General features: G+C 66.5%; 13 protein-coding genes. 10 read left to right on the top strand and 3 right to left on the bottom strand.

The window, feature by feature from the left end; genetic code table 11:
* The first annotated feature begins 48 nt into the window (after positions 1 to 48).
* From KA248_09740 to KA248_09730, 3 genes are all read left to right on the top strand, one after another.
* On the top strand, positions 49 to 507 hold the full coding sequence (locus KA248_09740; protein ID MBP7830185.1) for a transposase: 459 nt from the start codon (positions 49 to 51) through the stop codon (positions 505 to 507).
* Positions 508 to 793: 286 nt separating this feature from the next.
* Positions 794 to 4,978, top strand: a complete 4,185-nt coding sequence (locus KA248_09735) for a hypothetical protein (protein MBP7830184.1) — start codon at positions 794 to 796, stop codon at positions 4,976 to 4,978.
* 67 nt (positions 4,979 to 5,045) lie between these two features.
* A complete protein-coding gene (locus tag KA248_09730) occupies positions 5,046 to 5,954 on the top strand; it encodes a class I SAM-dependent methyltransferase (protein MBP7830183.1) in 909 nt (302 codons plus the stop codon).
* Here KA248_09730 and KA248_09725 read toward each other — a convergent pair whose 3' ends face one another.
* Both KA248_09725 and KA248_09720 read right to left on the bottom strand, forming a co-directional pair.
* Positions 5,955 to 7,211, bottom strand: coding sequence for a hypothetical protein (locus tag KA248_09725; GenBank protein MBP7830182.1), 1,257 nt, complete (start codon positions 7,209 to 7,211; stop codon positions 5,955 to 5,957).
* Between the two features lie 172 nt (positions 7,212 to 7,383).
* Positions 7,384 to 7,674: a DUF2934 domain-containing protein gene (locus tag KA248_09720; protein ID MBP7830181.1), complete on the bottom strand. Its 291-nt coding sequence runs from the start codon at positions 7,672 to 7,674 to the stop codon at positions 7,384 to 7,386.
* Between the two features lie 166 nt (positions 7,675 to 7,840).
* Here KA248_09720 and argS point away from each other — a divergent pair, with 166 nt between their 5' ends.
* Complete coding sequence (argS, locus tag KA248_09715; GenBank protein ID MBP7830180.1) at positions 7,841 to 9,571, top strand: arginine--tRNA ligase; 1,731 nt, start codon at positions 7,841 to 7,843, stop codon at positions 9,569 to 9,571.
* Between the two features lie 107 nt (positions 9,572 to 9,678).
* On the opposite strand, the gene KA248_09710 is transcribed toward argS, so the two are convergent.
* Positions 9,679 to 11,688, bottom strand: coding sequence for a hypothetical protein (locus KA248_09710; GenBank protein ID MBP7830179.1), 2,010 nt, complete (start codon positions 11,686 to 11,688; stop codon positions 9,679 to 9,681).
* Between the two features lie 131 nt (positions 11,689 to 11,819).
* On the opposite strand from KA248_09710, the gene KA248_09705 reads away from it, so the two are divergent.
* The 6 genes from KA248_09705 (at position 11,820) to KA248_09680 (ending at position 25,850) form a co-directional block, all read left to right on the top strand.
* Positions 11,820 to 14,342 (top strand): hypothetical protein, encoded by a 2,523-nt coding sequence (locus KA248_09705; protein MBP7830178.1) that lies wholly within the window; start codon positions 11,820 to 11,822, stop codon positions 14,340 to 14,342.
* Positions 14,343 to 14,469: 127 nt separating this feature from the next.
* Positions 14,470 to 15,357 (top strand): hypothetical protein, encoded by an 888-nt coding sequence (locus KA248_09700; GenBank protein ID MBP7830177.1) that lies wholly within the window; start codon positions 14,470 to 14,472, stop codon positions 15,355 to 15,357.
* 200 nt (positions 15,358 to 15,557) lie between these two features.
* On the top strand, positions 15,558 to 19,742 hold the full coding sequence (locus KA248_09695) for a hypothetical protein (protein ID MBP7830176.1): 4,185 nt from the start codon (positions 15,558 to 15,560) through the stop codon (positions 19,740 to 19,742).
* 180 nt (positions 19,743 to 19,922) lie between these two features.
* A complete protein-coding gene (locus tag KA248_09690; protein MBP7830175.1) occupies positions 19,923 to 24,062 on the top strand; it encodes a hypothetical protein in 4,140 nt (1,379 codons plus the stop codon).
* 65 nt (positions 24,063 to 24,127) lie between these two features.
* Positions 24,128 to 25,105, top strand: coding sequence for a hypothetical protein (locus tag KA248_09685; GenBank protein ID MBP7830174.1), 978 nt, complete (start codon positions 24,128 to 24,130; stop codon positions 25,103 to 25,105).
* 241 nt (positions 25,106 to 25,346) lie between these two features.
* Positions 25,347 to 25,850: a hypothetical protein gene (locus tag KA248_09680; GenBank protein ID MBP7830173.1), complete on the top strand. Its 504-nt coding sequence runs from the start codon at positions 25,347 to 25,349 to the stop codon at positions 25,848 to 25,850.
* The last annotated feature ends 71 nt before the right edge of the window (positions 25,851 to 25,921 follow it).

Raw genomic sequence — 25,921 nt, 5'->3', positions numbered from 1 at the left:
TGTAGTTCCGCCGCTCCGTCGGCGGAAAAAAAGCGAGAGGCTGGGCTTATGCGTCATCGACCGCCAAGGTTGAGCCAGGTCTTCGCCTGCGCACGGCCGTTCTACCTGGTCACATTCAATACCCATGCCCGCCGGCCGATGCTGGCCTGTGCGCCGGTTCATGAAGCGTTTCAAGGCTTCTGCGCAAAGGCCGCGGATTACGATGTCGCTGTGGGCCGGTATGTCATCATGCCGGATCACACGCATCTGTTTGTGGCCATGCCGGCGGAGGGCATCATCTTGGCTCGCTGGGTACAGTCGCTTCGATCCAACATGGGGAAGAGACTGCTGGCGCTGGGCCATTCGAAACCCCATTGGCAGGAGGGTTTTTTCGACCATCTCCTGCGTTCGGGAGAAAACTACTCGGAGAAATGGGAGTACGTGGCTCAAAATCCCGTGCGCGCCGGGTTGGCAGATCGGGCCGAGGATTGGCCGTATCAGGGGGAGATCGAACGGATAGCTTTTTGACGAATCTCTCCGGCGACGGAGCGCCGGAGGTACAGCGCCTTGTAGTTCCGCCGCTCCGCCGGCGGAAAAGCATGGCGATTGAAAGGAGTTTGTAGTTCCGCCGCTCTGTCGGCGGAAAGGAAATGGCGACAAGCGTGTGGAAGCTCCGGCGACGGAGCGCCGGAGCTACAACGGAGGGCTGGAGCTACGGGATCGTTCGTTGTAGTTCCGCCGCTCTGTCGGCGGAAAAGCGCGGGATCTCCGGCGGCGGCTTTACAGACAAGACGACTTGAAAAAGGAGCGAGCCATGAAAAGTTCCAAGCCTTGGAAAACAGGGGCGTTTGTTTTTCCAATCATTGGAAACCTCCTCTTCGCCGGCGCGGCCCCGGCGCAGACCACGCATTACGTCGTGCCGGTCAATCCCGGCGCCGCGCCGCCGTTCACGAGCTGGGCGACGGCGGCGACGAATATCCAGGACGCGGTGGACGCCTGCGCGCCGGGCGACACGGTGCTGCTCACCAACGGCACGTACTACACGCCCGACTGGACCTGGGTGACCAATGCCGTCACGGTGACCAGCGTCAACGGCCCGGCCGTGACCATCGTGGACCGGCAGGGCGACGACGAGGGGTGTTTCTGGATCAGCCATTCCAACGCCGTCGTGGAGCGGCTGTCGCTGACCGGCGGCGGATTCGAGGAGGGCGGGGGCGCCTACATCGAGTACGCCGGCACGCTGCGCGATTGCTGGGTGTACGAGAACTACGCCTTCAGCGGCGGCGCCGGCGTGTACCTGTACGAAGGCGGCGTGGTGAGCAACTGCAACATCTGGTACAACTGGACGGGCAACGATGGCGGGGGCGTGCTCTGCCGGGCGGGCGGCGAGGTGGTCAACTCCACCATCCACGAAAACCTCGCGTACGGCTGGGGCGGCGGGATGCATATCACGGACGGGGGCACCGCCCGCCATTGCCAGGTCTATTGGAACGCCGCCCGCTTCGGCGGGGGCATCAACGTGGAGGAGGGACTGGTCGAATCCTGCACGATTGTCAGCAACTCCAATTTCACGATTTCCTTCACCTCGTGCGGGGGCGGCGGCATCCAAATCGATCGGGACAGCGTGGTCCGCGATTGCTTCATCGGGTTCAACCTGGTGACCAACAACAACGCCGCCGGCGGCGGGGCCCGGCTGCGCGGTTCCGCGACGCTGGAAAACTGCGTGGTGACCGGCAATGTCGTGTGGGGAAACTCCTCCCGCGGCGCCGGGGTGTCCGTCGAAAACGACGACAACCTGGTGCTGAACTGCCGGATCGTCAACAACGAGGCCCGCAGCAGCGGCAACTACGGCGGCGGGGGGCTGTTTTTTACCACCGCCGACGACAGTTACGCGCGCAATTGCCTGGTCGCCGGGAACGTGGTCACCGGGTACACCTCCGCGTCGTACGCCTACGGCGCGGGCGTGCTGTTCTACGACGGAGGTATCCTCCAGAACTGCACGGTGGTCAGCAACCAGTTGATCGGCCTGGGCGGCGGGGGCGGGATCCATCACACCTCCCGCGGCGTCGTGGAGAACTGCGTGGTCCAGTACAACTATGACGACGCGTTCCTGCAGAACCACCTGGGCACGGCCAACGGGGCGTGGCGATACTCCTGCACCACGTCGCTCGTCGCCGGGGTCGGCAACACCGACGCCGACCCGCTCTTCGCGGATCCCGGGGCAGCCAATTTCCGGCTGACCGATTCCTCGCCGTGCGTGAACACGGGGCTGAACGACCCCTGGATGGGCGGCGAGACGGACCTGGACGGCAACCCGCGCATCCGGGTGGGCATCGTGGACATGGGCGCGTTCGAGCACTACCCGACCGCGCTGCAATGCACCCTGCTGGGCGGCCCGCGGTCGGGCTGGGACCAGCTCGCCGTGGTATTCACCGGCTTCGTCGGGGGCGCGGATGCGGCGATCACGTACTACGGCTGGGATTTCGACGACGACGGCGCGCCGGACCTGGAAGGGCCCGGGCTGGCCGTCGTGACCAACGTGTACGATCCCGGGTTCTATGATGTTTCGCTGGTGGTCAGCAACGGCTCGGGCGCGCGCGCGGCCTTCCGGCAGGCGGACTACATCCGCGTCTATCCCTCCGTGGTCCACGTGGCGCCCGGCGGCACGCCGGTATTTCCGTACGCCACGTGGGCGACGGCGGCGACGAACCCGGCCGACACGACGGCGGCGACGCGGGACGGCAGCACCGTGCTGGTTTCCAACGGGGTGTACGTGCTGACCGCGCAAGTGGTCATCTCCAACAGTGTTTTGTTCCAGTCGGTGAACGGGCCGACGGTGACCGTCTTCAACGGGAACGGGGCCGTACGGGCCTTTAGCCTGTCCAGCACGGGCGCGGTGGTCTCGGGGTTCATGATCACCAACAGCGTGGCCACCTCCGGCGGCGGGGTGTACATGTCCGCCGGCCTGGTCCAGAACTGTTGGGTCATCAGCAACCGCGCGACGGCCGGGGGTTCGGCCGGGGGCGGCGTGCGGATGACCGGCGGCACGCTGCGCAACTGCCTCGTCGTCGGAAACCGGGCGCCAAGCACAAGCGCCGCGCAGGGCGGCGGCGTCAGCGCCGCGTCCGGCGCCGTGATCGAGAACTGCACCGTGGTCCGCAACAGCGCCTACAGCAACGCCGGCGGGATCCAGGGCGGCACGGTCGTCAACTGCATCGTGCTCTTCAACACCGCCAGCTTCGACCCGAACTACCTGTCCATCGCCGCGACGCACACCTGCTCCACGCCCCTGCCCGGCGGGACCGGGAACTTCACCAACAACCCGCAGTTTGTCGCCACCAACGACTACCGGCTGACGGCCGCCTCGCCCTGCCGCGATGCGGGGACCAACTTGGCGTGGATGGCGGGGGCGGCCGATCTCGACGGGAGCCCGCGCCTGTTCAACACCCTCGTGGACGTCGGCTGCTACGAGTACCGCAGCGACGCGCTGACCTGCACATTCCAGGGCGCGCCCACCGCCGGACGCGCGCCGCTGACGGTTGTTTTCAACGGCTTTGCCGATGGCCTGGAAACCAACATCAACTATTACGGCTGGGACTTCGACGGGGACGGAGTCGCGGATCTTTCCGGGGCGGGGCGCCACTCGGCCACCACGACCTACTCCTCGGCGCAGTACTACACCGTGCAACTGGCCGTGAGCAACACGGCCGGCGAGACCGCCGTCTTCACGCGGCCGCAATACATCCGCGTGGAGCCCCTGGTGTTGTACGTTTCGCCGGGCGGCAGCCACACCCCGCCGTATTCCACGTGGGCGATGGCGGCCACCAGCATCCACGCGGCGTTGAGCGTCGCCGGTACCGGAACCCTGGTCCTCGTGACCAACGGAATCTACGTGATCACGAACAGCGTGCGCGTCACAAACTCCGTCACGCTGCGCGGCGTGAACGGGCCGGAGGTCACCATCATGGACGCGTCGAACAAGGTGCAGTGCGTGTTGATCACTCACGCGCAGGCCGTGGTGGACGGGTTCACCATCATGCGCGGGAAGACCGACGCCCTGGGCGAGGGCGCCGGGGTCAAGATGACCGCCGGCCTGCTTCAGAACTGCATCGTCGTCAGCAACACCGCCTGCTCGGGCAGCGCGTCGCGCGGCGGCGGCATTTATGCGTTGAATGCCATTATCCGAAACTGCCTGATTCGCGATAACTCCGTAACCTGCGGCAATGCCTTCGGCGGCGGCGTGTACGGCTGGAACACGGTGGTGGAGCAGTGCACGATCGTCAGCAATCGCGCGGTCTACGGGGGAGGGATGTACTGGGATGGGGTCGCTAGCGTGCGGAATTCCATCGTGTTCGGCAACATCGGCACGACCAGCTCCAGCAACTGGAACAGCGGAACTTTCCTGTTCACCTGCGCGGATCCGTTGCCGCCCGGCGCGGGCAACATAGATCTCGATCCCCTGTTCGCCGCCGCGGACGCGGGTGATTATCATTTGCAAGCCGGATCGCCTTGCGTGGACACCGGCACCAACCTGCCGGCCGTGGCCGTGGACCTCGACGGTGTGCCGCGCCCGCTCGACGGCAACCACGACGGGGCGGCCGCCTGGGACATGGGCGCCTACGAGCGGGCCCATCCGGACGCCGACAGCGACGGCGACGGGTTGAAGGACACCAACGAACTGGCGATCGGCACCAGCCCGGTCCGGGCCGACAGCGACGGGGACCGGTCGAGCGACGGCGAGGAAATCCGGGCCGGCACCGACCCGCTCGACGCGCTCTCGGTGTTCGAACTGGTAGGGGTCCGGGTTCAGGTTTCGGGATCCGTGGTCCGGTGGTCCAGCGTCGCCGGCAAGCAGTACGACCTTTCCCGGTCCGCCAATTTGCAGGGGGTATTCGAGGGCGTGTTCACCAATCTGCCCGCCACGCCCCCGTTGAACGTGCACACGGACCAGACGGCCGCCGGCGCCGGGCCGTGGTTGTACCGGGTGGAGACGGAGTAGGCGCCGGACCCGGCGCGGGCGGGAAAGCCGGCTGGACCGCGGCGGCCCGGCCCGGTATAAAAGCGACATGAACGATCCGACGCCAGAACCCGAAGCCCCGGCCCCGGACGACTGGCATCTCAAGCTGTTCGAAAAGTCGCTGCTGAAACAGGCCAAGCTGGCCGAGATCGCCCAGATGATCGGCGCCAAGGTGCCGGTCAACCAGACCTGGCTGGACCTCGGCGGCGACAACGGGGTCATCAGCTACCACCTCCGCCGCCTCGGCGGAACCTGGCACAGCGCGGACCTTGACGAGAAAACCGTGGAGTCGATCCGCCGCCTCGTCGGCGACCGCGTCAGCCTGCTCCAGGACGGCAAGCTGCCGTACGGGGACGGCCAGTTCGACGGCGTCGTGATCATCGACATGCTGGAGCACGTGCCGGACGACGCCGGGCTCATCGCCGAGTGCCACCGCGTGCTCAAGCCCGCGGGCCGGCTCCTGGTCAACGTGCCCCACCTGAAAAAGCGCTCGATCCTCCGCCCCGTCCGCCGCCTGCTGGGCCTGACGGACGAGGCCCACGGCCATCTTCGGCCCGGCTACAGCGAGCCCGCCCTGTTCGACCTGCTCAAGGACGGCTTCGACGTGCAGGAGGCGCGCACGTACAGCCGATTCTTCGTCGAGTCGCTCGACACGGGGATCCAGTTGGCCGTGCGGCGGATGAACCGCGGGCAGGATCCCGGGCGGAAAGGCAACGTGATCGACGAGCAGGATTTCCGCAAGATGGAGAAGGCCTTTCGCCGGTACTCGCGGCTCTACCCGGTCTTCCAGTTCGCCGCCGGGATGGACACGCTCCTCGGGTTCACCAAGGGCTACAACCTCATCGTCCGGGCGCGCCGCCGCCCCTGGCGTCCGCGGCGCACCCCCGTCCTCGCGGATGGCCGCTCGATCGCCGAGGCCGCCCTCGGCGGCAAGATCGGGACCGCCGCGCCGTTCTGATCAGTAGTTCGTGACCGTCGCCGCCGGGTCGCACTTGATGTACATGTGCCCGTTGCCGCCGGCGTACCCCACGCAGGAGCCGGTGTTGCGCCAGAGATCGAAGATGTAGATCCCCGGACGGAGCATCAGGCTCACCCCTTCGGAATGATGGTTGACCTGGCCCTCGTTGCCCGAGGCCAGGATGACGCCGTTGATGTCCATCACCTGGAAGTCGCAGTCCACGAACGGGCTGCCGCCGCCGGATTGCGAGTACACCCAGACGGATACCATGCCGGCCACCGGGAGATTGACCACCTTGCGGGCGAAGTTGCCGACGCCGGAGACGCCCTGGCCGGTGATGTTGGCGTAATGGGTGGCCCGCGGGTCGGAGAAGGTCAGCGGGAAGTTCATGTACTGGTACTGGGTCTTCCACGGGGTGGCGGCATCGTTGGCGTCATAGCGGGTTTCCCGGATGATCAGCGTGGACGCGCTGGCCGTGGTCGCCGTGGAAGCGCCCGCGGCGAGCTGGATCATCTGCTGCATGTCCAACTGGGCGCTGAAGTAGATGTTCCAGGGATCCCAGGCGGGGCGGTATCCCATGGAGCTGCCGAGGAACTGGCCGTTCAGGAACAGGTCCACCTTGGTCGTCGAGTAGTCGTTGAAGGTGTAAGGCTTCTTCACCGTGACCGGCACCTGGAACTGGCTGTGCCGGCTGACGTCGTACGCGGTGCCGGCCGTCGGGGTGAAGACGGAGTAATTCAGCACCGGGCCGCTGCCTTCCTTGGCGGACAGGAAGCGAAGGTACGAGTAGCCCAGGATGGCGAAGGTGTCGGGGTTCGTCCAGCCCGGGGACTTGCCGAGTCCGCCGTTGGACTTGTTGGTGTAGCGCACCTGGATTATGTCGCCGGGGACGGACGCGCTATAGAAGGACGCGTTGGCGTCGGCGGTCAGCGTTTGAACCACGGCCCCCTGGCCGTTGAGGATTTCGATGGTCGACCGCTTCTCGGGATAGCTGCCCTCGTCGGGCGTGGAGAAATTGATGGAGGCGAAACGGACTCGCATGGACATGGCGCCGGGGTGGCGGAAGGTCCACGTCCGGGTATCGCGCGGGGTGTACTGCACGTATTGGAGCGGGGCCTCGACGTTGCTGTAGCCCAGGAGAAGGATCGGCGTGGGGATCGGGTAAAGGGTCAGACCCGCGGCGGAAAACGCGCCCAGGCAAAGCAGCATAGCCACGATGCTGACGGTCACGCGAACCGGTCCAAACAGACTCTTCATCACACGCTCCTCCTCTTGGATGGTTGAATGGAAGTGCCGCCTCTCCTGCAGCATTACCTCATGAGTGGAAGGCTTACACGTTTCAGCCCGTGCTGTAAACACATTTTTTTTGCAGAAAAAAACGGCCCCGACGCGGGTCGGGGCCGTTCGCGCTGCCGACTGGGCGGAGGGTTTACTTCTTCCCGGCCAAGCGCGCGGTGACGATCGCCTCGGCGGTGATCCAGTAGTTCTTGGAATCGCCGCGGAAGCCGTCTTTTTCCGCCACGAAATAGGCCTCCAGCTCGATCATTCTCTGGCGCTCTTCCGCCGTGACGGCGGGGGCCGCGGACTTTGCCGCCGCGCGCTTTGTGCGGGGGGCTGCCACGCCGGCGGCCACTTTGCTCGCCGTCGGAACCGCCGCCTTGCGGGCCCGGGGGGCCTTCGGGGTCGCTTCTTTCTCGCTTTTCTTCTTCGCCGGTGCCATTTTAACTCCTCCTGTTTTTTAAGGTTTGATACCGGATTCGCGGCGGACTGTAGCGCGATGAAAAGGGAATGCAAGAAGGAATCAAACGTTTTTTTCGCGGAAAGGCGCAACCTTTTGATGGATTCGCAGTTCCGATGCGGCCTTCCGCGCGGCAACGGGTACCCTCATGCAAAATGATCCCCTGACAATCGAACAGTTGCTGTCGGACTGGGCGCGGAACGCCTTCGGGGCGGCCTTCCCCGGAGCGTTGCCGGAAGGCCTTTCGCTGGGGGTTGTCCCGACCGCCGACGAGCAGTTCGGGGACTACCAGTGCAACGCCGCCATGTCGCTGGCCAAGGCGCTGAAGAAGCCGCCCCGCGAGATCGCCGCCGTCCTGGCCGCCGCTACCCGGCCGGAAGCCGTGGAGAAGACCGAGGTCGCCGGCCCCGGGTTCGTGAACCTTTTCCTGAACACGGACTGGATGGCCCGCCGGCTGGAGCAGCTCGCGGGCGATCCCCGCCTCGGCGTTCCCGGGCCGGGCCGCGGGCGGACGGTCGTGATCGACTACTCCAGCCCCAACGTGGCCAAGCCGATGCACATCGGGCACATCCGGTCCACGGTGATCGGCAACGCGCTCGACCGGCTGCACCGGTTCCTCGGCTGGCGCGTGATCGCCGACAACCACCTCGGCGACTGGGGTACGCAGTTCGGACTGCTGATCATGGGCTTCCGGCACTTCGCCGACCCGGCGGCCTACGAATCCTCGCCGATCGAGGAACTCGAGCGGATTTACGTGAAGAGCTATGAGCGGTCGAAGGAGGAGCCGGCCTGGCTCGATGCCGCGCGCGCGGAACTGGTGAAGCTCCAGCAGGGCGACCCGGAGAACCGGAAGCTCTGGCAGTCATTCGTCGAGCACAGCCTGCGGGAGTTCAACCGGATCTACGAGCGGCTGGGCGTGTCCTTCGACCTCGTGCGCGGCGAGAGCCATTACAACGACCGGCTGCCGGGCGTCATCGAGCGGTTACAGCAGATGGGCCTGGCCCGCGAGAGCGAGGGAGCGCTCGTCGTGTTCCTGGACGAAGAAAAAATGCCCGTGTGCATCGTCCGGAAAAGCGACGGGGCCTACAACTACGCCACGACGGACCTGGCCACGGTCCTCGCGCGCGCGGAGGAATTCGCCCCCGACGCGGTCATCTACGTGACGGACGAGCGCCAGCAGCTTCATTTTCGCCAGATCTTCACCGTCGCAAAAAAAATGGGAGTCGCGACGCGGCTGGTCCATGTCTGGTTCGGGCTGATGCGGCTGCCGGAGGGGACGTTCTCCACGCGGCAGGGGAACGTCATCAAGCTCGAGCGGCTGCTGGACGAGGCGCAGACGCGGGCGCTGGCGGTGGTCAGGGTCGCGAGTCCCGAGATGCCGGTCGAGCAGCAGTGGGAGGTCGCGCGCGCGGTCGGGATCGGCGCGGTGAAGTACGCGGACTTGAGCCAGAACCCGCAGAGCCTCGTGACCTTCACGTGGGAGAAGGCGCTCGCGCTGGACGGCAACTCGGCGCCGTACCTCCAGTACGCCTGCGCGCGCATCGCGAGCGTGCTGGACAAATACCGCGAGCGGTTCCCGGGCCAGGATCCGGCGGCGCACCCGATACGGTTGACCGAGCCGATCGAGCGGCGGCTGGCCGTGCGCCTGTTGCGGTTCCCGGAGGCCGTGATCCACGCGGCCGAGGTTTTCAAGCCGAACCTGTTGGCGGACTACCTCTACGACCTGGCGCAGACCTACAGCACGTTCTACCAGAATGTGCCCTTCCTCAAGGCCGAGGAGGGCGCGCGCGAAAGCCGCGTACGGCTGTGCGAGCTGACCATGAAGACCCTGCGCCAGGGGCTGTCCCTGCTCGGCATCGAGACGCCGGAACGGATTTAACGACTGAACGCCCAACATCCAATGCTCAACGTCCAACTTCCAATCATTGGGCGTTGGTTGTTGGACGTTGACGAGTCCTTTGGCCCTCCGCCGCACGCCGTGCGGCGCTACATTTCGTACCGCTGGTCCTCCAGTGCCTTCACCGCGTCGCGCAGGGCGGGGGAAAGCGGGAAGAACCGGAGGCCGCGGCGAAAAACCCGCTCGGCCTGTCGCGCCTCGTCCCGCGCCAGCAGGACAGTTCCCCAGTCCAGCGCCTGCTTGGCCGCGAGGGGCCAGCGGGCGCGGCGGGCGAGGAGGTCGTCCATCAATGCCTGTTCCCATTGCGGAGCGGTTACGCGCATCAATTCGTGAACGACCTGGTAGTCCGGATAGAGCCGGTGCAGTTCCCGCAGGTGCGGCCAGGCGCGGCTTCCTTCGCCGATGCAGAGCAAGCCGTACAGCCGGTACACGAGGGCGTCGGTTTCCGCGGGCCGGCGCCACCAGGGAAGATCCGGCAGGCTCTCCAGGCTCCGCGCGATTTCGCGATCGAACGCCGCGGGGTCGAACGCGGCGTCGCCCGCGCGATCGGTTCGCACGAAGACCGCGCAGAGCTCGTCCAGGTGCGTCAGCCGCCATTCGCTGCCCCGGCGCAGGAGTTCCCGGATGAACGGATCCTTCACCCCCGCGGGCGAGACGATCACGCTGTTGAATCCGCGCGCGGCGGCGATGCGATCCCAGTCCGGGCCGAGGGCCAGCGCGGGCAGGTATTCCGCGCGCCAGAAGGCGGCGGGAAAGGCCTCCGGCCGGTTGTCCACGTAGCCGGGCTCGGGATGGATCTGGTACTCCACGAGACTCCCGATGTTGTAGTCCGTGAAGACCGGGCCGGGCAGCGCGCCGGCGTCGTGCCGTTGGCGCAATCGCGCGTACCGCGATTCGTCGTCGAACCCGAACGGCGTCGGGGCGATGGGCGAGGGGAATATCCGGGCATACCAGCCGTTGACCACGCCGTGCAGCAGGCCGAGGTTCAGCAGAAGCGCCGGGACGGCCGCGGCCGCGCCGAGGATGATCCGCGCCCAGGCCATGCGTCCGCCGGGGCTCGCCAGGGCGGCCTCCGGGTCGGGTTTCCGGCGCAGCGCCTCGCCGATCACGGGCAGGCCGGCCAGGGCCAGCAGGGGCGTGTTGCGGGCCATGGCCCACGCCCCGGCCAGCGCGGCGAGGGCGATCCAGCGGTTGGCCCGCCGCTGCGCCGCCTGCTCCCGGGAGCGCCAGGCCGTGGAGGGAAGCGCGGCCAGCACGAACGCGCTGAACACGGGCAGGGCCATCAGCATGGGATTCAGCACGCTCTGCCAGTATTCCAGCGGAGCGGCGTTCTCGGTGACCGGCAGCCCGTAGTTGGCGAAGATGTGCAGGGGATAGAGCAGACCGCGCGGGCCGTTCGGATTGATGCAGGCGGCCGCGACCAGCGCCGCCAGCCAGGCCCCCTCGCGCGCCCAGCCGCGCGCGTGGCGTTCCAGCAGGCCCCGCTCGACGGCGAATGCGGCGGCCATGCCCAGGCCGAACATGAAGTAGATGTGCGCATTGGCCCAGATCAGCATCAGCCCGACGAGCGCCACGCGCGGCCAGGTTCCGCCGCTTTTCCGCAGGCGCTCGAAGAGCCGTAGATACAGGGCGACCAACAGGAACGAGACCAGTTCCGGCCGGATGTGCGCGCGGAAGCCCAGGATCACCGCGGCCAGCAGGCCCGCCAGCCAGTACAGGGCCCAGCGCCAGGACAGCCCTTCCCCCGGCCGCCGGTCGTCGGGCGGCACGGCGCCGAAGGCCAGGGCCAGCGCGGCGGCCATCAGGATCATCTTGAGCACGATCAGGCCGTTCAAGCCGACGGCGCGGTGGCCGAGGTGGAAAAGGACTTCCGAGAGCCAGTGGTGATTGACGAACGGGAAGTCGGGGTGCGTGTAGGTCAGCAGGTTGGCCCGGGGCACGGCGCGCTGTTCGAGGATGATCCGGCCCAGCAGGAGGTGGCGGCCGAGGTCCTCCTGGAAGCTGATGCCCGGCGTCCAGGCCAGCAGGATCATCGCGGCCAGCGTTCCGGCCAGCGCGATCCAGGCGACAAGCGGGCGGGTGCCGAAGGTCCATTTCATCCTGCCCGACGTTCTTCCAAAAGGCCCGGAGAATCCAGCCGAAAGAGATTGCGGGGGACGGGTAAACGGGATAGCCTGACCGGCACGGGGGAACGACGCGCATTCTGCTTGGAGGAACAAAGGAGGATCTCATGCATGCGACCAACCGAAGGCATTTACTGCCCGTGTGTCTTTTTCTTCCGGTGCTCTCCGCCCTCGGGGCGGACATCCGGGCCGTGCTGGACAGTGACGACGGGACCAGCGGATTCGTCGTGACGGATTCGCAGACCAACCAGAAAGCGAGCGTCCGGTCGGACGGCGTCGTCGTGGTCAGCAACACGGTCGACGGGATTTCGGGTTTGCGGCCCGCGATCACCGTCGTCGGCGGACAGGACGTACAGATCGGCACGGGGGCCGATGGATATTCCTCCGGCGCGGCGCTGGGCGGCTCGGCCAACGGCGCCTACGAAGGCGCGGCGGTCGGCGTCCAGGCCAAGGGCCAGTGGAGCGGCGCGGGGATGGGCTATCAGGCCGACGGCGCCAACCAAGGCGCGGCGGTGGGGTGGACGGCCAACGGCAACTACTACGGCACGGCTGTAGGCAACGGCGCCAAGGGCACCAACTGGGGCGCGGCCGTCGGCAGTGCCGCCCATGCATCCGATTACGGCGCGGCGCTGGGCTACTCGGCCAACGGCAGCCGGTACGGGGTGGCCATCGGCCGGAACGCCCAAGGCAGTGCGTACAGCGTGGCCATCGGAAACAACGCCCAAGGCACCAACGAAGGCGTCGCCGTGGGTTCCAACGCGGACGCCAGTCACTTCGGCGCGGCCCTCGGCGGGGCCGCCCACGCTGAAGTGGGCGGAGCCGCCGTCGGAAACAATGCCAATGCTTATTCACAAGGCGTGGCCGTTGGAGGCGCCGCCTTGGGACAGGAAGATGGCGTAGCCGTTGGAAACATGGCGCGCGGCCATGCCAGCGGCATCGCCGTCGGCTATGTCGCCAAAGGCTTCAACACCAACATCGCCATCGGGGTCCATGCCGACACGCTGAACGGAAGGAACCGCATCGCGGTCGGCAACCGGATCACCAACGAGGTGGACAACTCCGCGGCTCTCCGCGGGAAGCTCTATCTCGACGGCGGCACGGCCGTGCTGTACCGCGCCACCTTCGGCAGCGGGGGCTGGAACAACCTGCTGGGCGCGGGAAGCCTGAACGGCGCGACGAGTTTCGTGCGCAAAACCGGCGACACGATGAGCGGTTCGCTGGCCATGAACAATGCCACGTTGAGTGTGGCGACGAACGAAAACCGGGGCAGCGGAGTTCGTTCCATGCTGACGATACGCGGCGGCACGGACGTGGAGATCGGTGCCGACGCCAACGGGTACCTGGGTTCGGCGCTGGGAAACGCGGCCAACGGCTACTGGAGCGGCGTCGCGGTGGGCAACAATGCAACCGGCTGGTATTTCGGTGTCGCGGTGGGGGAAAACGCGTCCAGCGAGAACGGTGTCGCGATCGGATATGCTGCCCGATCCCACTACAGTGTCGCGGTGGGACACCAGGCCAACGCGATCAGCTATGGCACGGCGGTGGGCCAGTTTGCCGTGGCCATGACGAACGGGGTGGCGGTGGGAGATACGACCCATGCCGAAGGATACGGCGTGGCGGTGGGGCTTGGAGCCATGGGGTACAATGAGGGGGTGGCGGTGGGCTACCAGGCTGATGGCGCCGACACCGGTGCGGCGCTGGGCTACGAAGCGAACGGACATAACGGCGGTGCGGCCATGGGTTTTAATGCCAAGGGCTTCACGAATGGCGCCGCCGTGGGCTATACGGCCAACGCCCTTTCCCGGGGCGCCGCGGTGGGCTACCAGGCCAACGGCGGCGACTACGGGGCCGCCGTCGGGTACGACGCTTTCGCCGGCCAGACGGGCGCCGTGGTCGGCGCCGGGGCCGCCGGCAACAATTGCGGCGCCACGCTGGGCGCCTTTGCCAATGCCGCCAATTACGGCGCGGTTGTGGGGTATGGCGCCCGGGGCGACACCCGGGGTGTGGCGGTCGGCGCGGGAGCCAACGGGTATTGGGAGTGCGTGGCGATCGGTGCGGGCGCCAATGCGGGCTCCCCCGCGCATGCGGTGGCGATCGGATACAATGTCACCAATGTTTATGCAAACAGCACGCGTGTTCGTGGCAATCTCTATCTGGATGGAGGAATTCAGATTTTTACGAATGCGCTTTTTGGGGACAACACTTCCTGGGGTGTGAAAGCCTTCACGATCCCGCATCCCCTCGATCCGGAGAACAAGATCCTGCGGCACTTCTGTCTGGAGGGGCCCGAGGTCTGGAACGTGTATGCCGGCAACACGCAGTTGGTGAACGGCGAGGCCGTGGTCGAGTTACCGGACTATTATGCGGCGCTCAACCTCGCCGGTTCGGAGATCTACAGCCTGACGCCGGTGGGTGGCCGCGCTTCGGTGTGGATCGCCCAGGAGGCGGCCGGCAACCGGTTCGCGATCGGCGGCGACGCGGACCTCAAGGTTTCCTGGACGATCAAGGTCCGGCGCAACGATCCGGCTTGCCTGGAGGATCTGCAACGCCGGCCGGTGGAGCAGCTTCGGAGTGAGGTTTCCGAGGAGCAGAGGACGGAAGAAAACCGGGCGCTGAACACGGGACTGTGAACCTTGGGAGTGCGGGGGCAAGTACCGACGCCGCGTCGGTGCGCGACCCCGCTGTGAGAGCGGCGTGACGTCCCGATACGCTTCGCGATCGGGACTTCCCGCCGCACTCCAAAAAGGGGCGACGAATATGAAAAAGCAATCCTTGATGGTGGCCGTGCTGGTAGCGACGACAACCGCCCTGGCCTCCGAAACGCAAATCCAGGGCGGCCAGTTGTGGGTCAACGGGGAATGGCAGGCGGACGGCGTGACGGTCGCGGCCCCGGCCGCGCTGGGCGGGGCCGGCACGGTGCGGTCCCCGCAAACCACGGTGACCGGCACGCTGGCGCCGGGCGCGGCGCCCGGCGCGGTGGGCGCGCTGGCGTTCGCCGGCGACCTGGAGTTCGAGCCGGGCGGGAAGTATGCCTGCGACGTGAGCGGGGCCGAATCGCTGGACCGCGCCGTCGTTCAGGGCGCCGCCGCGGGCAGCGGCGGCGTGGAGGTGTCCAACCCGGGCGGCTTCATTCCCGTGGACCAGGTGATCGTGGACGCCGCGAACGCCACGGATTACGCCGGATTCACCGCCGACGCGGGCTGGGGGCTGCGCGAGTTGCCGATCGAGGACCTGGCGCTGACCAGCCTGAACGGGGACACGGACAGCGACGGCCAGCCGGATTGGTATGAACTGGCCTATACCGGCAGCCGCACGGCGCTCGACCCGGACGCGCACAACGACGACGATGACGTGCCCAACCTTGACGAGTACCGCGCCGGGACCGATCCCACGGACGGCGCCTCGTACCTGCGCGTAACCCGGCTCCAGTCGATGGACGGCGGGAAGCTGCGACTGGCCTGGCCGAGCGTGGCGAGCCGCTGGCTGAACGTCGCCGCGCCGCTCTACGAGTTGTCGGCGTCCGGGAGCCTGCGCACCGGCGAGTTCGCGGCCGTGGCCGGCAATCTGCCGTCCACGCCGCCGGAGAATTTCCACACCAACGCGCCGGCCGGCGATTTCCAAGTCTGGCGGGTGCGCCGGCAATAAGTGGGTACAGCAGGCGCTACGAGCCTGCTGGTCAGCAGCGGGGTCGTAGCCCCCGCTGTACTTGCATGCGTGCACTTTCGGCGTCGCAATATCAGCACCCGCCCTTAACAAGTTCCTCGCCCCGGTGTAACGCTTTACTTGTGTAGCCGGGGAAGGAACTTTCTGGCCGTCCGTTTTAACTAGTTGCTGCCGGAGGTACAATGAAGAGCATGCGCGCCGCGAAACAGATTACTCTCTGCTGGTCCATGGCGGCCCTTTTACTGGTCGTGGCCGCGCCGGCCCTCGGGAACGGCAACGTGTACGTCAGCCGCTTCTGGCACAACCACCAGCCGATCTACTGGCCGGAGTGGAACGGCAACGGCTCGCAGACGGAGCGCATCCAGTACGCGTGGGACTCGATCGTGCTGAAGGACGGCCAGAAGTACGGCACGAGCGTCGGGCATCCCGAGAACAATCTCACCGATATCTTCGGATGGGACGACCGCAAGGCGGCCTACCAGGGCCGGCCTCGAGACTCGCTGGCGAATATCAACAGCGCGGGCGGCTTTGCGATCAGCTATTCGGGCTCGCTGATCGACAACGTGCGCAACCTCGGCGCGGCCGGGCAGCTCGGGTACGGCAGCGGCTGGTGGGACGGCAACCGCCAGGCCAGCGGGTGGTACACGCCCGCCGGTTCCCGCCGGCTCGATCTCGTCGGCTTCACCTACCATCACTCCCTCGCGCCGCTGATGCCCAAGGAGGTGTTTCGCAAGGAGCTCCAGATTTTCAAGCAGGCCTGGTGGAAGGCCTGGAACAAGAACAGCAACTTGAGCGATCACTCCAAGGGCTTTTTCCCGACCGAGATGGCCTTCTCGCGCCACATCGTGGACGTGCTGGTGGACGAGGGCTACGAGTGGTCCATCGTGGCCAGCCACCACTTGAGCCGGACGTGCCCCACGTACCTGACGGTGACCGTGGACGGTTCGCAGAAAGGCAACCCGGAAGGCGCCTACAACATCTATTCCAGCCCGCCCAACCGGGCGGACCGCCTCGGCCCGTCGCCGGCCACCGGCTGGTGGTTCGGCGGGGGCAACGTGGGCGAGAAATCGCTGAACGTCTCGCCGTTCGCCTACCAGCTTCACAAGGTCAAGTACGTCAATCCCTCGACCGGCGCAGAGAAAAGCCTGATCGTGGTGCCGTCGGACGACGAGTTGAGTTACCGGTACGGCTACGCCAACGAGGGCATCGGCAAGATCCAGTCGTATATTTCGCCCCATGCCACGGACCCGAACCGGCCGGTGATCGTCATGCCGTCCACGGACGGCGACAACGCGTGGGGCGGCGGAAACTCTTCCTGGATGGAGGCGACGCCGCAGTTTTTCAACGAGTCCGGCAGCTCGGGGTATCACCAGAGCACGCCGCAGGACTTCGTCAACGCGCACGGCGCGGCGGCGGACACCGTGCACGTCGAGGACGGCGCGTGGATCTTCCCGGAGAGCGACTACGGCTCGCCGTATTTCCTGAAGTGGATCGAGCCGCCGGTGAACGACGCCAACCTCGCGGCCTGCGTTCCGGGCACGAAGATCGACATAGAGACGCCGGGCTTCGCGCTGAAGTTCTGGAGCTGGGCGCCGGTGATGTCCGGCGCGAACTGGTGCGAGACGGCGGAGCAGATCTGGGAGGGCGAGGGCGGGACGGTCGAGCCGTGGAAGATCCAGTGCATCTACGACTGGGACGGTTCCTACACGTCGCCGAACATCGTCGAGCGCGCGTGGCACGCGTACCTGGGCGGGCTGGACTCGGGGTTCAACTACTACGGCGGGCTCGGCAACGACGACGAGGTCAAGCAGTCGCTGGCCTCGGCGCGCGCGATCGCCCTGCTGCAGACCTACGTCAACGCGCGGCTGACCAACGACCTCACGGCGCCGACGGTGCTGAAGCCGCAGCGGTTCCCCTACAATCCCGGCTGGTACACCTTCGGCTGGTTCAACAGCATCCCGAGCGACACCCGGTCCCTCAAGAAGATGGGCTCCGAGTTCTACATCTGGACGCACGCCTACGACGTCTCCGGCATCACCAACATCGCGGTCAAGGTGCGCCTGGACAACGACGGCGCGAACTCGATGGCCAACAACCAGAACGAGACGTACGCGGGCGGAGCCGACGTCGGCTCGTGGATCACCGTGCCGATGACCAAGCGCGTGCTGCCCAACACACGCGAGGCGCTCAACGCGGCGGCGGCCAACGGGCAGATCGATTACTTCATCACCGCGCCGCATATCGCGGACTACTATTTCGCCAAGATCACCTCCGCCAGCGTGCCGAACTTCCGGGGCAAATTGCTGGACTACTACATCGAGGCGTACGATGGCCGCGGCAACGTCCACAAGTCCGAGATCCAGCAGGTGTTCGTCGAGGACGACGGGCAGGGCGGGCCGGTGTCCTCCGCGTCGTTCTCGGCCGATCCGCGGGACTGCGCGCCGCTGGCGGTGACGTACAACGCCACGGGCGGCGTGCTGCAGGGCGTCAGCCCCGTGTACCAGCAGATCAGCTTTGACGGCGGCGCGACCTGGAGCAACCGGCTGATGACCAGCGCCGGGAACGATCTCTGGGTATACACCAACGGCGTGCCGGACAATGCCCCCAGCGCCCTCGTGTGGTTCCAGAATACCGCCGGCACGGTGACGGACAGCAACGGCGGCGCGAACTGGTACACGGCGATCCGCGACTGCGACGCGCCGACGGGACCGGGCACGGCCGAGACCGCGCCGCCGACCCCGACGGGCTGCAACCCGGTCCGGATCGTGTACCATCCCAACGCGGGCGAATTGAAGGACGCGGCGAGCGTCAAGATTCACATCGGGTACAACGGTTGGCAGGGCGTGATCCTGCCCAACCCGGCCATGACGCAGTCCAACGCCAACACCTGGGTGTACACGTACAACCCGCCGGCGGGGACGTACCAGATCGACGTGGCGTTCAACGACGGCGCGGGAACCTGGGACAACAACAGCAAGTCCGACTGGCACTTCAACGTCAACGATTGCCCCGGCCTACCGTCGGGCGTCGTGATCACCAATCCGCCGGGCGATTCGCTCACGGTCACGACGGCCGTGGCCAGCCTCTCCGGCACGGCGGGCGACGGGATCGCCGGGCACCTGCGCTGGACCAACGCCCTGACCGGCGGCACGGGAACCCTGGCGGCCGCGACGTACTGGACGATCGCCTCCATCCCGGTGGGCGAAGGGACGAACCTGATCGCCGTTATCGGCAGCAACGTCTCCGGCCAGGTCGTGACGAAGGCCTCGGATGCGGCGGACGCGCCGGCTTACGATCCCTCGTGGGAAACGGGGGACAACGGGGGTGCGGGCTTCGGGTTCTGGACAAACTACACCGAGGGCGCGAATGCCGGGCACTTCCGCGCCACGAAGACGGGCAACCCGACGCTGGCGATCGGCAATTACGCGTGGGGCCTCTGGGCCAACAGCCAGCAGATGGCCGAAGGTGCGCGTCTCTTGAGCAACGCCGTGGCCGTGGGGGAGGCCTTCTCCGTTCGCTTTCAGAACGGCGGCGTGGACGGCACGGGGCCGTACGGCTCGAGCGTGGGTATCGCGTTCCAGAACAACGCGGGCAACGATCTGCTGCGGTTCCTCTTCGCGGGCGGGCAGGCCAACTACACGCTGGCCGACGGCTCGGGCGACCGGAACACGGGCCTGGGGTGGACCTCGAACGGCTTGGATGTCGTCTTGCGGATGACCAACACCACCGGCTATGTCCTTACCGTGCATCCGTACGGGAGCGCGACGAGCACGTTCACCGGGACGCTGATCAGCCAGGCGGACAGCGTGATCCGGCGGTTCCGGATGTGGAACTACAATTCCGGGGTGAACGGCGAGAACAACGAGGGCCGCAACTTCTACGTGACCGACCTGCGGGTGCAGGAGGTGCAGTCCCTGGTGGTCGTCACCGGCGACACGGTGCGGATCGTGCGCGCGTCGGACGGCAACGGCGACGGGCTGCCGGACTGGTGGCAGGAGCAGTACTGGCCGTCGGCCGGCGATCCCGAGGCGGCGCCGGGGTATGACGATGACGAGGACGGGTTCACCAACGAGCAGGAGTACCGGTTGGGGACCGATCCGACGGACCCGGACTCCGGCCTCATCCTCCGCAATGGCCTTGTGCTCAACGGCCAGTATCCGCAGATCAACTGGATCAGCGTGGGCGGCCGGGTGTACAGCCTGCAGGTTTCGACCAACCTGCTGGACGCGGAAGGCGGGTTCGTGCAATTCCAGGAAGTGACCGAGACGGCGGCGGAGGGCGTGGAGACCAACCGGTCGGCCACGCATAACCTGCCGCTGCCGGCGAGCGGGGGGCGGCACTATCGGGTTAAGTTGCTTTCGCCGTAACCACTTGTTAATTAGAATGTAATATGCTCAACATCTCCGGCGGCGGAGCGCCGGAGCTACAGCAACGCAACCGATGGACTGTGGTAGTTCCGCCGCTCTGTCGGCGGAGGAAAAAAAGCTCTATACAGATTTTGGTAAAACGGTTAACTATATCGCGATCTTACAATCAAGGAGACCGCAATGAGTAGAAGTGCAAAACGAATTCCGTGGATCCTGGTCGCGGCGATCCTCTGCATCGCCTCGGGCGCGCTGGCCGCGCCGTACATGTCCGTCAACGGCGCCAACGGCGATTACCTGACGCTGCACTATTACATCAACGAGCCGACGGACTCGGAGACGGTGTACGTGGACTTCTGGCCGAACGAGGCCAACGTGACCAAGGCGCAGATCTGGCACAACGTCAGTCGCCGCGACCGCGCGTCGATGGGCGACCAGGATTCCGTGAGCGATCCCGGGCCCGATCCGGCCGGTACCAATTACTTCGTCGCGACCTCCATGACCGCGGGCGAGGGCGGCAAGTGGTACGCCTCGCTGACCGTCAACAAGACCGGCGCTTACCGCCTGAACTGCCGCTACAAGGTTTCCGGCGACGCGAACTGGCGCTGGGCCGGCGTGCGGGACACGGCCGTCGTGGCCTCCCCGAAGAAGGCGCGCGACGTCATCCTCTACGAACTGCAGGCGAACGTCATCAACGCCTCCGGCGACAGTGAGGGGACCCGCAGCACGTTCGAGGACTTCCTCAATCCGACCAACTATGCCAACTTGAGCCACTTCACCGCGATCGGCGTGAACACGCTGTGGATCCAGCCGATCCACCCCATCGGCGACCACTACTGCGTGTCCAGCGAGCCCGGCAGCCCGTACTCGATCCAGAATATGTGGGAAGTGGCGCCTCATCATAGCCGGGGCAACACCCGCGCCGCCTCGATGGTGGCCTTCTCGAATTTCGCGGCGGCGGCCAAGGCCCAGGGCCTTGATTTCTTCTTCGACACGATCTTCAACCATACCTCGTGGGACGCCGAGATCGGCCGCGACCCCGCCAATCCCGCCAACCCGGCGGGCAATCCGGCGGCCAAGATCAAGGACACGCTGCCGCAGTGGTATTCTCGCTACGTGTCCACCGACCTGCCGTGCGGCGAATATTCCTATAATCAGAGCCTGTTCCAGTACTGGCTGCCGGCGACCTCCTCGAGCCAGATCGGCCCGGCGCCCGCGGAGCGAAGCGATTTCGGCAAGTGGCCGGACGTGGCGGACCTGTTCTGGGGCACGTATCCCGCCCTGTACAACCCGCAGACGGACACGGACCTGGGGTGGGACGCCAACCAGTCCGGTGCGGACGTCAAGCGCATGGTGGAGTACTTCGCCTACTTCGGGAAGTACTGGATCGAGAAATCCGGCGGCGCGCTGGGCGGCTTCCGCTGCGACTACGCGCAGGGGCTGCCTCCGCAGGCGTGGGAGTACATCATCAACAAGACCCGGCAGAGCAAGTGGGACTTCATCTTCATGGCCGAGTCGCTGGACGGCGGCAATGTGTCCAAGCGCGCCGGGCGGCACGTGGACATCATCAACCAGAACTGGGTCTGGCAGGTGCTGGGCAGCGGCGGCAACACGTCCGGCATGCGGGGGGTCATTGACGGCAACAAGACCGACTACGGCTATGCGGGCATCATGCGCGGGCTGATCAACCACGACCAGAGCGCTCCGGCCGACAAGTGGTACGCGTTTTCGCGTTACGCGGTGGGCGCGGTGGTGGACGGGGCGCCGCAGATGTACCAGGGCCAGGAACTGGGCTACACGGACCACTGGGGCTTCTCGCAGTTCCGCAACCAGTTCGACCGGTGGATCCCCAATATCCTGATCTGGCACAATATGCTGACGCTGTGGCACAACCGGGACAACGTCCTGCAGGGCGCCTACAGCCGCGTGAACAAGGGCCGCCAGCGCAACATCGCCTCCCGCCTGCACGACCAGTGGTACCTCAACCGCACCGGCGGGGCGGGCACTCACGAGCAGATCTTCTCCGTGCTGAAGTACGAGGGAACGAAGCGCGGCTGGGATCCCGCGCACCAGAACGTCGTGCTCTCGTTCGTCAACCTGACGCCGTGGACGGGACAGTCCGGCACGTTCAACCTCGCCGAGGTGACGGCGATCTACCTGGACCCGACCCGCTACTACAACATCAAGAACCTCTGCGCCGACGATCCCGACGCCTACCTCTGGGCCGCTCCGGGCAAGACGGGCCAGGAGCTGATCAACAACGGCATCTACATCAACATGCCGGCCGACGGCAACGCCAACCCCGCGACGGCGTTCGTCCAGATGCTCAAGCTGGAGGAACACGGGCAGGACGACGACGAGTCGGATGTCCAGTGGGTGGGCAACACGAGCCACAGCCCGACCAATGGGGCGATCGAGTCCTCCTCGAGCATCGTGGTCTACACCGAGTCCTATCCCACCAACGTGGGCGTGACGGGCGACGTGGTCTACTCCGCCGACGGCGGCGTGACCTGGAGCAACAAGGCCCTGGTCAAGGGTGCCGCGGCCGGCAACAACGACACCTGGACCTGCAACCTCGGCCAGTTCGCCGCCTGCAAGACGATCCGGTATTCCGTCGTCGTGCGCGATTCGGAAAGCCGGGAGGAGTGGGACAGCAATAACGACGCCAACTACCTGGCGGAAGTGAACTGCCCCAGCGTGACCCTGCATAACGTGAACCACACCCCGGGCAACGGGTACATCACGCCCAGCGACGCCATCGTGGTGTACGTGGAAACCGCCCCGCTCTTCCTGGCGGTCACCGGCTCCGTGGCGTACCAGGTCAACGGCGGCGCGTGGACCAACAAGGGCCTGACGTACGGCGGCAGCAACGCCGGGCCGGCCAACAACCGCAACTGGTGGACCTGCAACCTCGGCGCGTACCCGGCCTGCTCGACCGTCCGCTATGCCGTCGTGGCGTTCGATGCGGCCACCAACGAGTTCTGGGCCAACAACAACACGGCCGATTACTGGGCCTACGTGAACTGCTACGACCTGGCCATCACCAATCCGCCGGCGGACCTCCAGGTGACGAATGGCGTGACCACCTACACGCTCAAGGGCAAGGCGTACGGCAACCTGGCCGGCCAGTTGAGTTGGACCAACCAGGCGACCGGCGCCACGGGCAGCGTTCCCACGGCCGGCGCGTGGAGCATCGCGGACATTCCGCTGGCCACCGGCGCCAACGTCATCGCCGTCAGCGGGGCCTACACCTCCTCCGCGCTGGAGACCGTGGCCTGGGACAACCCGACCAACGCGTCCTACAACGCCGGCTGGACCAACAACTCGAACGGCGGCTCGGGCCTCGGGGCCTGGTCGCTGACCGCCGGCGCCAACGCCGGCCACTTCCGCTCGACGCTGGCCGACGGGACCAATATGAGCGTGGACGCCGTGGGCTGGGGCATGTGGGCGCACACCGACTCGGCGTCGGACGCCATCCGGAACTTCAACAGCGCATTGGCCGTGGGCGATTCGTTCAGCCTGCGCTGGGACAACAACTGGATCAGCTCCAGCCCCGAGGGCTCCGTGGGCTTTGCCCTGCAGAACTCCACCAACGGAAACCGGTTCGAATTCATGTTCATAGGCGGCGGGACGAACTATGTCATCAACGACAGCATAGCCAGCCGTCATACCGCCATCCCGTGGACCGGCGACGGCTTGAATATCACGTTCGAGTTGACCGGCGCCGACACGTACCGCCTCACGGTGGGCGCCACGGTGCGGACCGGCGTGCTGGCTCACGCCGGGACGTCCATCAGCAAGTTCAAATCCTGGAACTGGCGATCCGGCGGGGGTTGGGAATACAACCTCTACCTGGGCGACATGCGGGTGACCCGCGCGTCGACCGGCACGACGCCGATCAGCGACTCGGTCACCATCACGCGCGAGGGCAACCCGGACGATCCGGACATCGACGGCGACGGCATCCCGAACGATTGGGAGACCGAGCATTTCCTCGGGCCGACCAACGCCAACGCCGGGGCCATGTCCGCCAACGGGGTCAACACGGTCATGGAGACCTACATCGCCGGCCTTGATCCGAACAACCCGGAGGCCTTCTGGAAGGTCAGTCCCGCCGGCGTGCCGGCCGTGGGCCTGCAGGTCAGTTGGCCGTCGCTGGCGGGCCGCGTCTACCGGCTGGACCGTGCCACCGACCTGGTCGCCGGGTTCTCCGAGCTGGACAGCGGCATCGACGCCGATCCGCCGGTGAACACGTACAACGACACCACCGCCACGAACCCGACGCCGTACTTCTACCGGGTCCAGGCGGAAATCGCGCCGTAGGGCGGAGTAGAAGGATCCCGGGGCGCCCGTGCGCGCCCCGGGATGGCCCGCCCGGGAGCCGCGCCATGAAAGCTCTTCGCGTCGCATCGCTGTTATTTCTCGCGATCCTGGCGGCTCCTTCCGTCGGCGCCGAGCCCCTCGCGACCTCGGCCGGCCCCCTGGGCTGCGCGGCGCCGGAGTACTTCTTCGGGTGGGTGGACAACCGGTCGACGGTCTATCACGTCTTCACCCTGGAAAACCGGACCAACGAGCCGGTGAGTGTCCGCATCGTGGATTCGGGTAGGGCGGCGGGCCCGACCCTCGTGCAGGAACTGGTCGTGGCGCCGGGGGCGAGGGCCCAGGTGAATCTCGGCTTCTCGCCCGCCGGCTTGAAGGACGAGGTGACGAGGGATTTTGCGGCGGAGCTGCCCGACTTTCCCGGGGAGGCGCTGACGCTGCGCTTCCGGGGCGAGGCGCGCCAGGCCCTTCAACTGGAACCCGAGCGAGTGGCGTTCGGGACGATCCCCGTGGACGCCGCCGTCACGCAGAGCGTGGTCCTGACGTTCAACACGAGCTGGCCTCTCCAGGTGCACGGCGCGCAGAGCTCCGACGCCTGGCTCCAGGCCGCGGCCGGCCCCAACGAGTCCGGACCGGGCTACCGGATCGTCGTGAGCACCGTGCCGCCGCTCCCGGCCGGCGCGTTGAGCGGGACCGTGCGGGTGCAAACGGACGACCCCATGCAGCGGGAGCTCGAGATTCCCGTCTCCGCGGACGTGGAGCTTCCGCTGCGTGTCGAGCCCCGTGAACTGGCGCTGCCCGCCGACGGGGTGATCACGGGGGAGTTGAGGGTGGTCGTGCAATCGTCGTACCGGGCGTTCCGCGTGCTGGAGGTGATCGCCCCGCCGCCCCTGGAGGCCTCCGCGGCGCCGGATGGGGATGCGGCCTATGTGATTACGCTCCGGCCGGTCGCGGGCGCCGTCGTTTCCGGGGACGCCTTCCTGCGTATCCGCACCGATGTCGCCGCGCAACCGGATATCCTGGTGTCATTCCTGCACGCGGAGTAGCCGCGGCGGCCGCGGAAAATAACGCTTGCGCCCTCCCGCCGTTTTGATACGTTCAATACATATTGAACGTTCGCCCCGGGACGTGACCGGGACGAAGTCCGCCCGGAAAGTGTAACCGCAGAGGTCGCGGAGGATCACGGAGGGCAAAAACCGGATGGCCGGGCTTGGCGCCTTTTCCTCCAAGTTCGTTTTCAATTCCCCTGCGAACCTCCTTGTCCGCTGCGGTTCAATTCTTTTCTTCATGAGCGCTTCCACTCCACAGCAGCTGCGCCGGCGCTTCATCGAGGCGGCGGGGCAGATGACCCAGACGCTCGGCGTCGGGCGCGCCCTGGGCCAGGTCTTCACCCACATCTATTTCAGCCGCCAGCCGCAGTCGCTCGACGACCTCACGCAGTCCCTCGGCATCAGCAAGGGCAGCGCGAGCATGACCGTCCGCCAGCTCGAGCAGTGGGGCGCGCTGCGCAAGGTCTGGATCAAGGGCGAGCGCAAGGATTTCTACGAGGCGCTGCCGCATTTCGGCCACATCATCCGCCGGGCCCTGCTGGACGTGATCGGGAGGAAGATGGAAAGCGGCGACCATGTGCTCGCCGAGGCCGAGGAGGAAATGCGGGAGGCCGCGGCCGGCTCGGCGGAGGATGCGACCGACTGGACCTTCCTGCGCGAACGGGTCGCGAAGATCCGCGCCTTCCGCGGCCGGGCGCAAAGGCTGTGGGACAGCTCGATATTGAAGATGCTTCTGAAGTAACTACAGCGGGCGAAAATTGTAGCGGCGGCTCTGCGAGCCGCCCGGCGTTTAGCAGAAACGTCGCTACAGGA

Source organism: Kiritimatiellia bacterium (genome assembly GCA_018001225.1).
In the GTDB taxonomy this organism is placed as follows: domain Bacteria; phylum Verrucomicrobiota; class Kiritimatiellia; order CAIQIC01; family JAGNIJ01; genus JAGNIJ01.
This window is presented reverse-complemented; position numbering and strand designations above follow the sequence as displayed.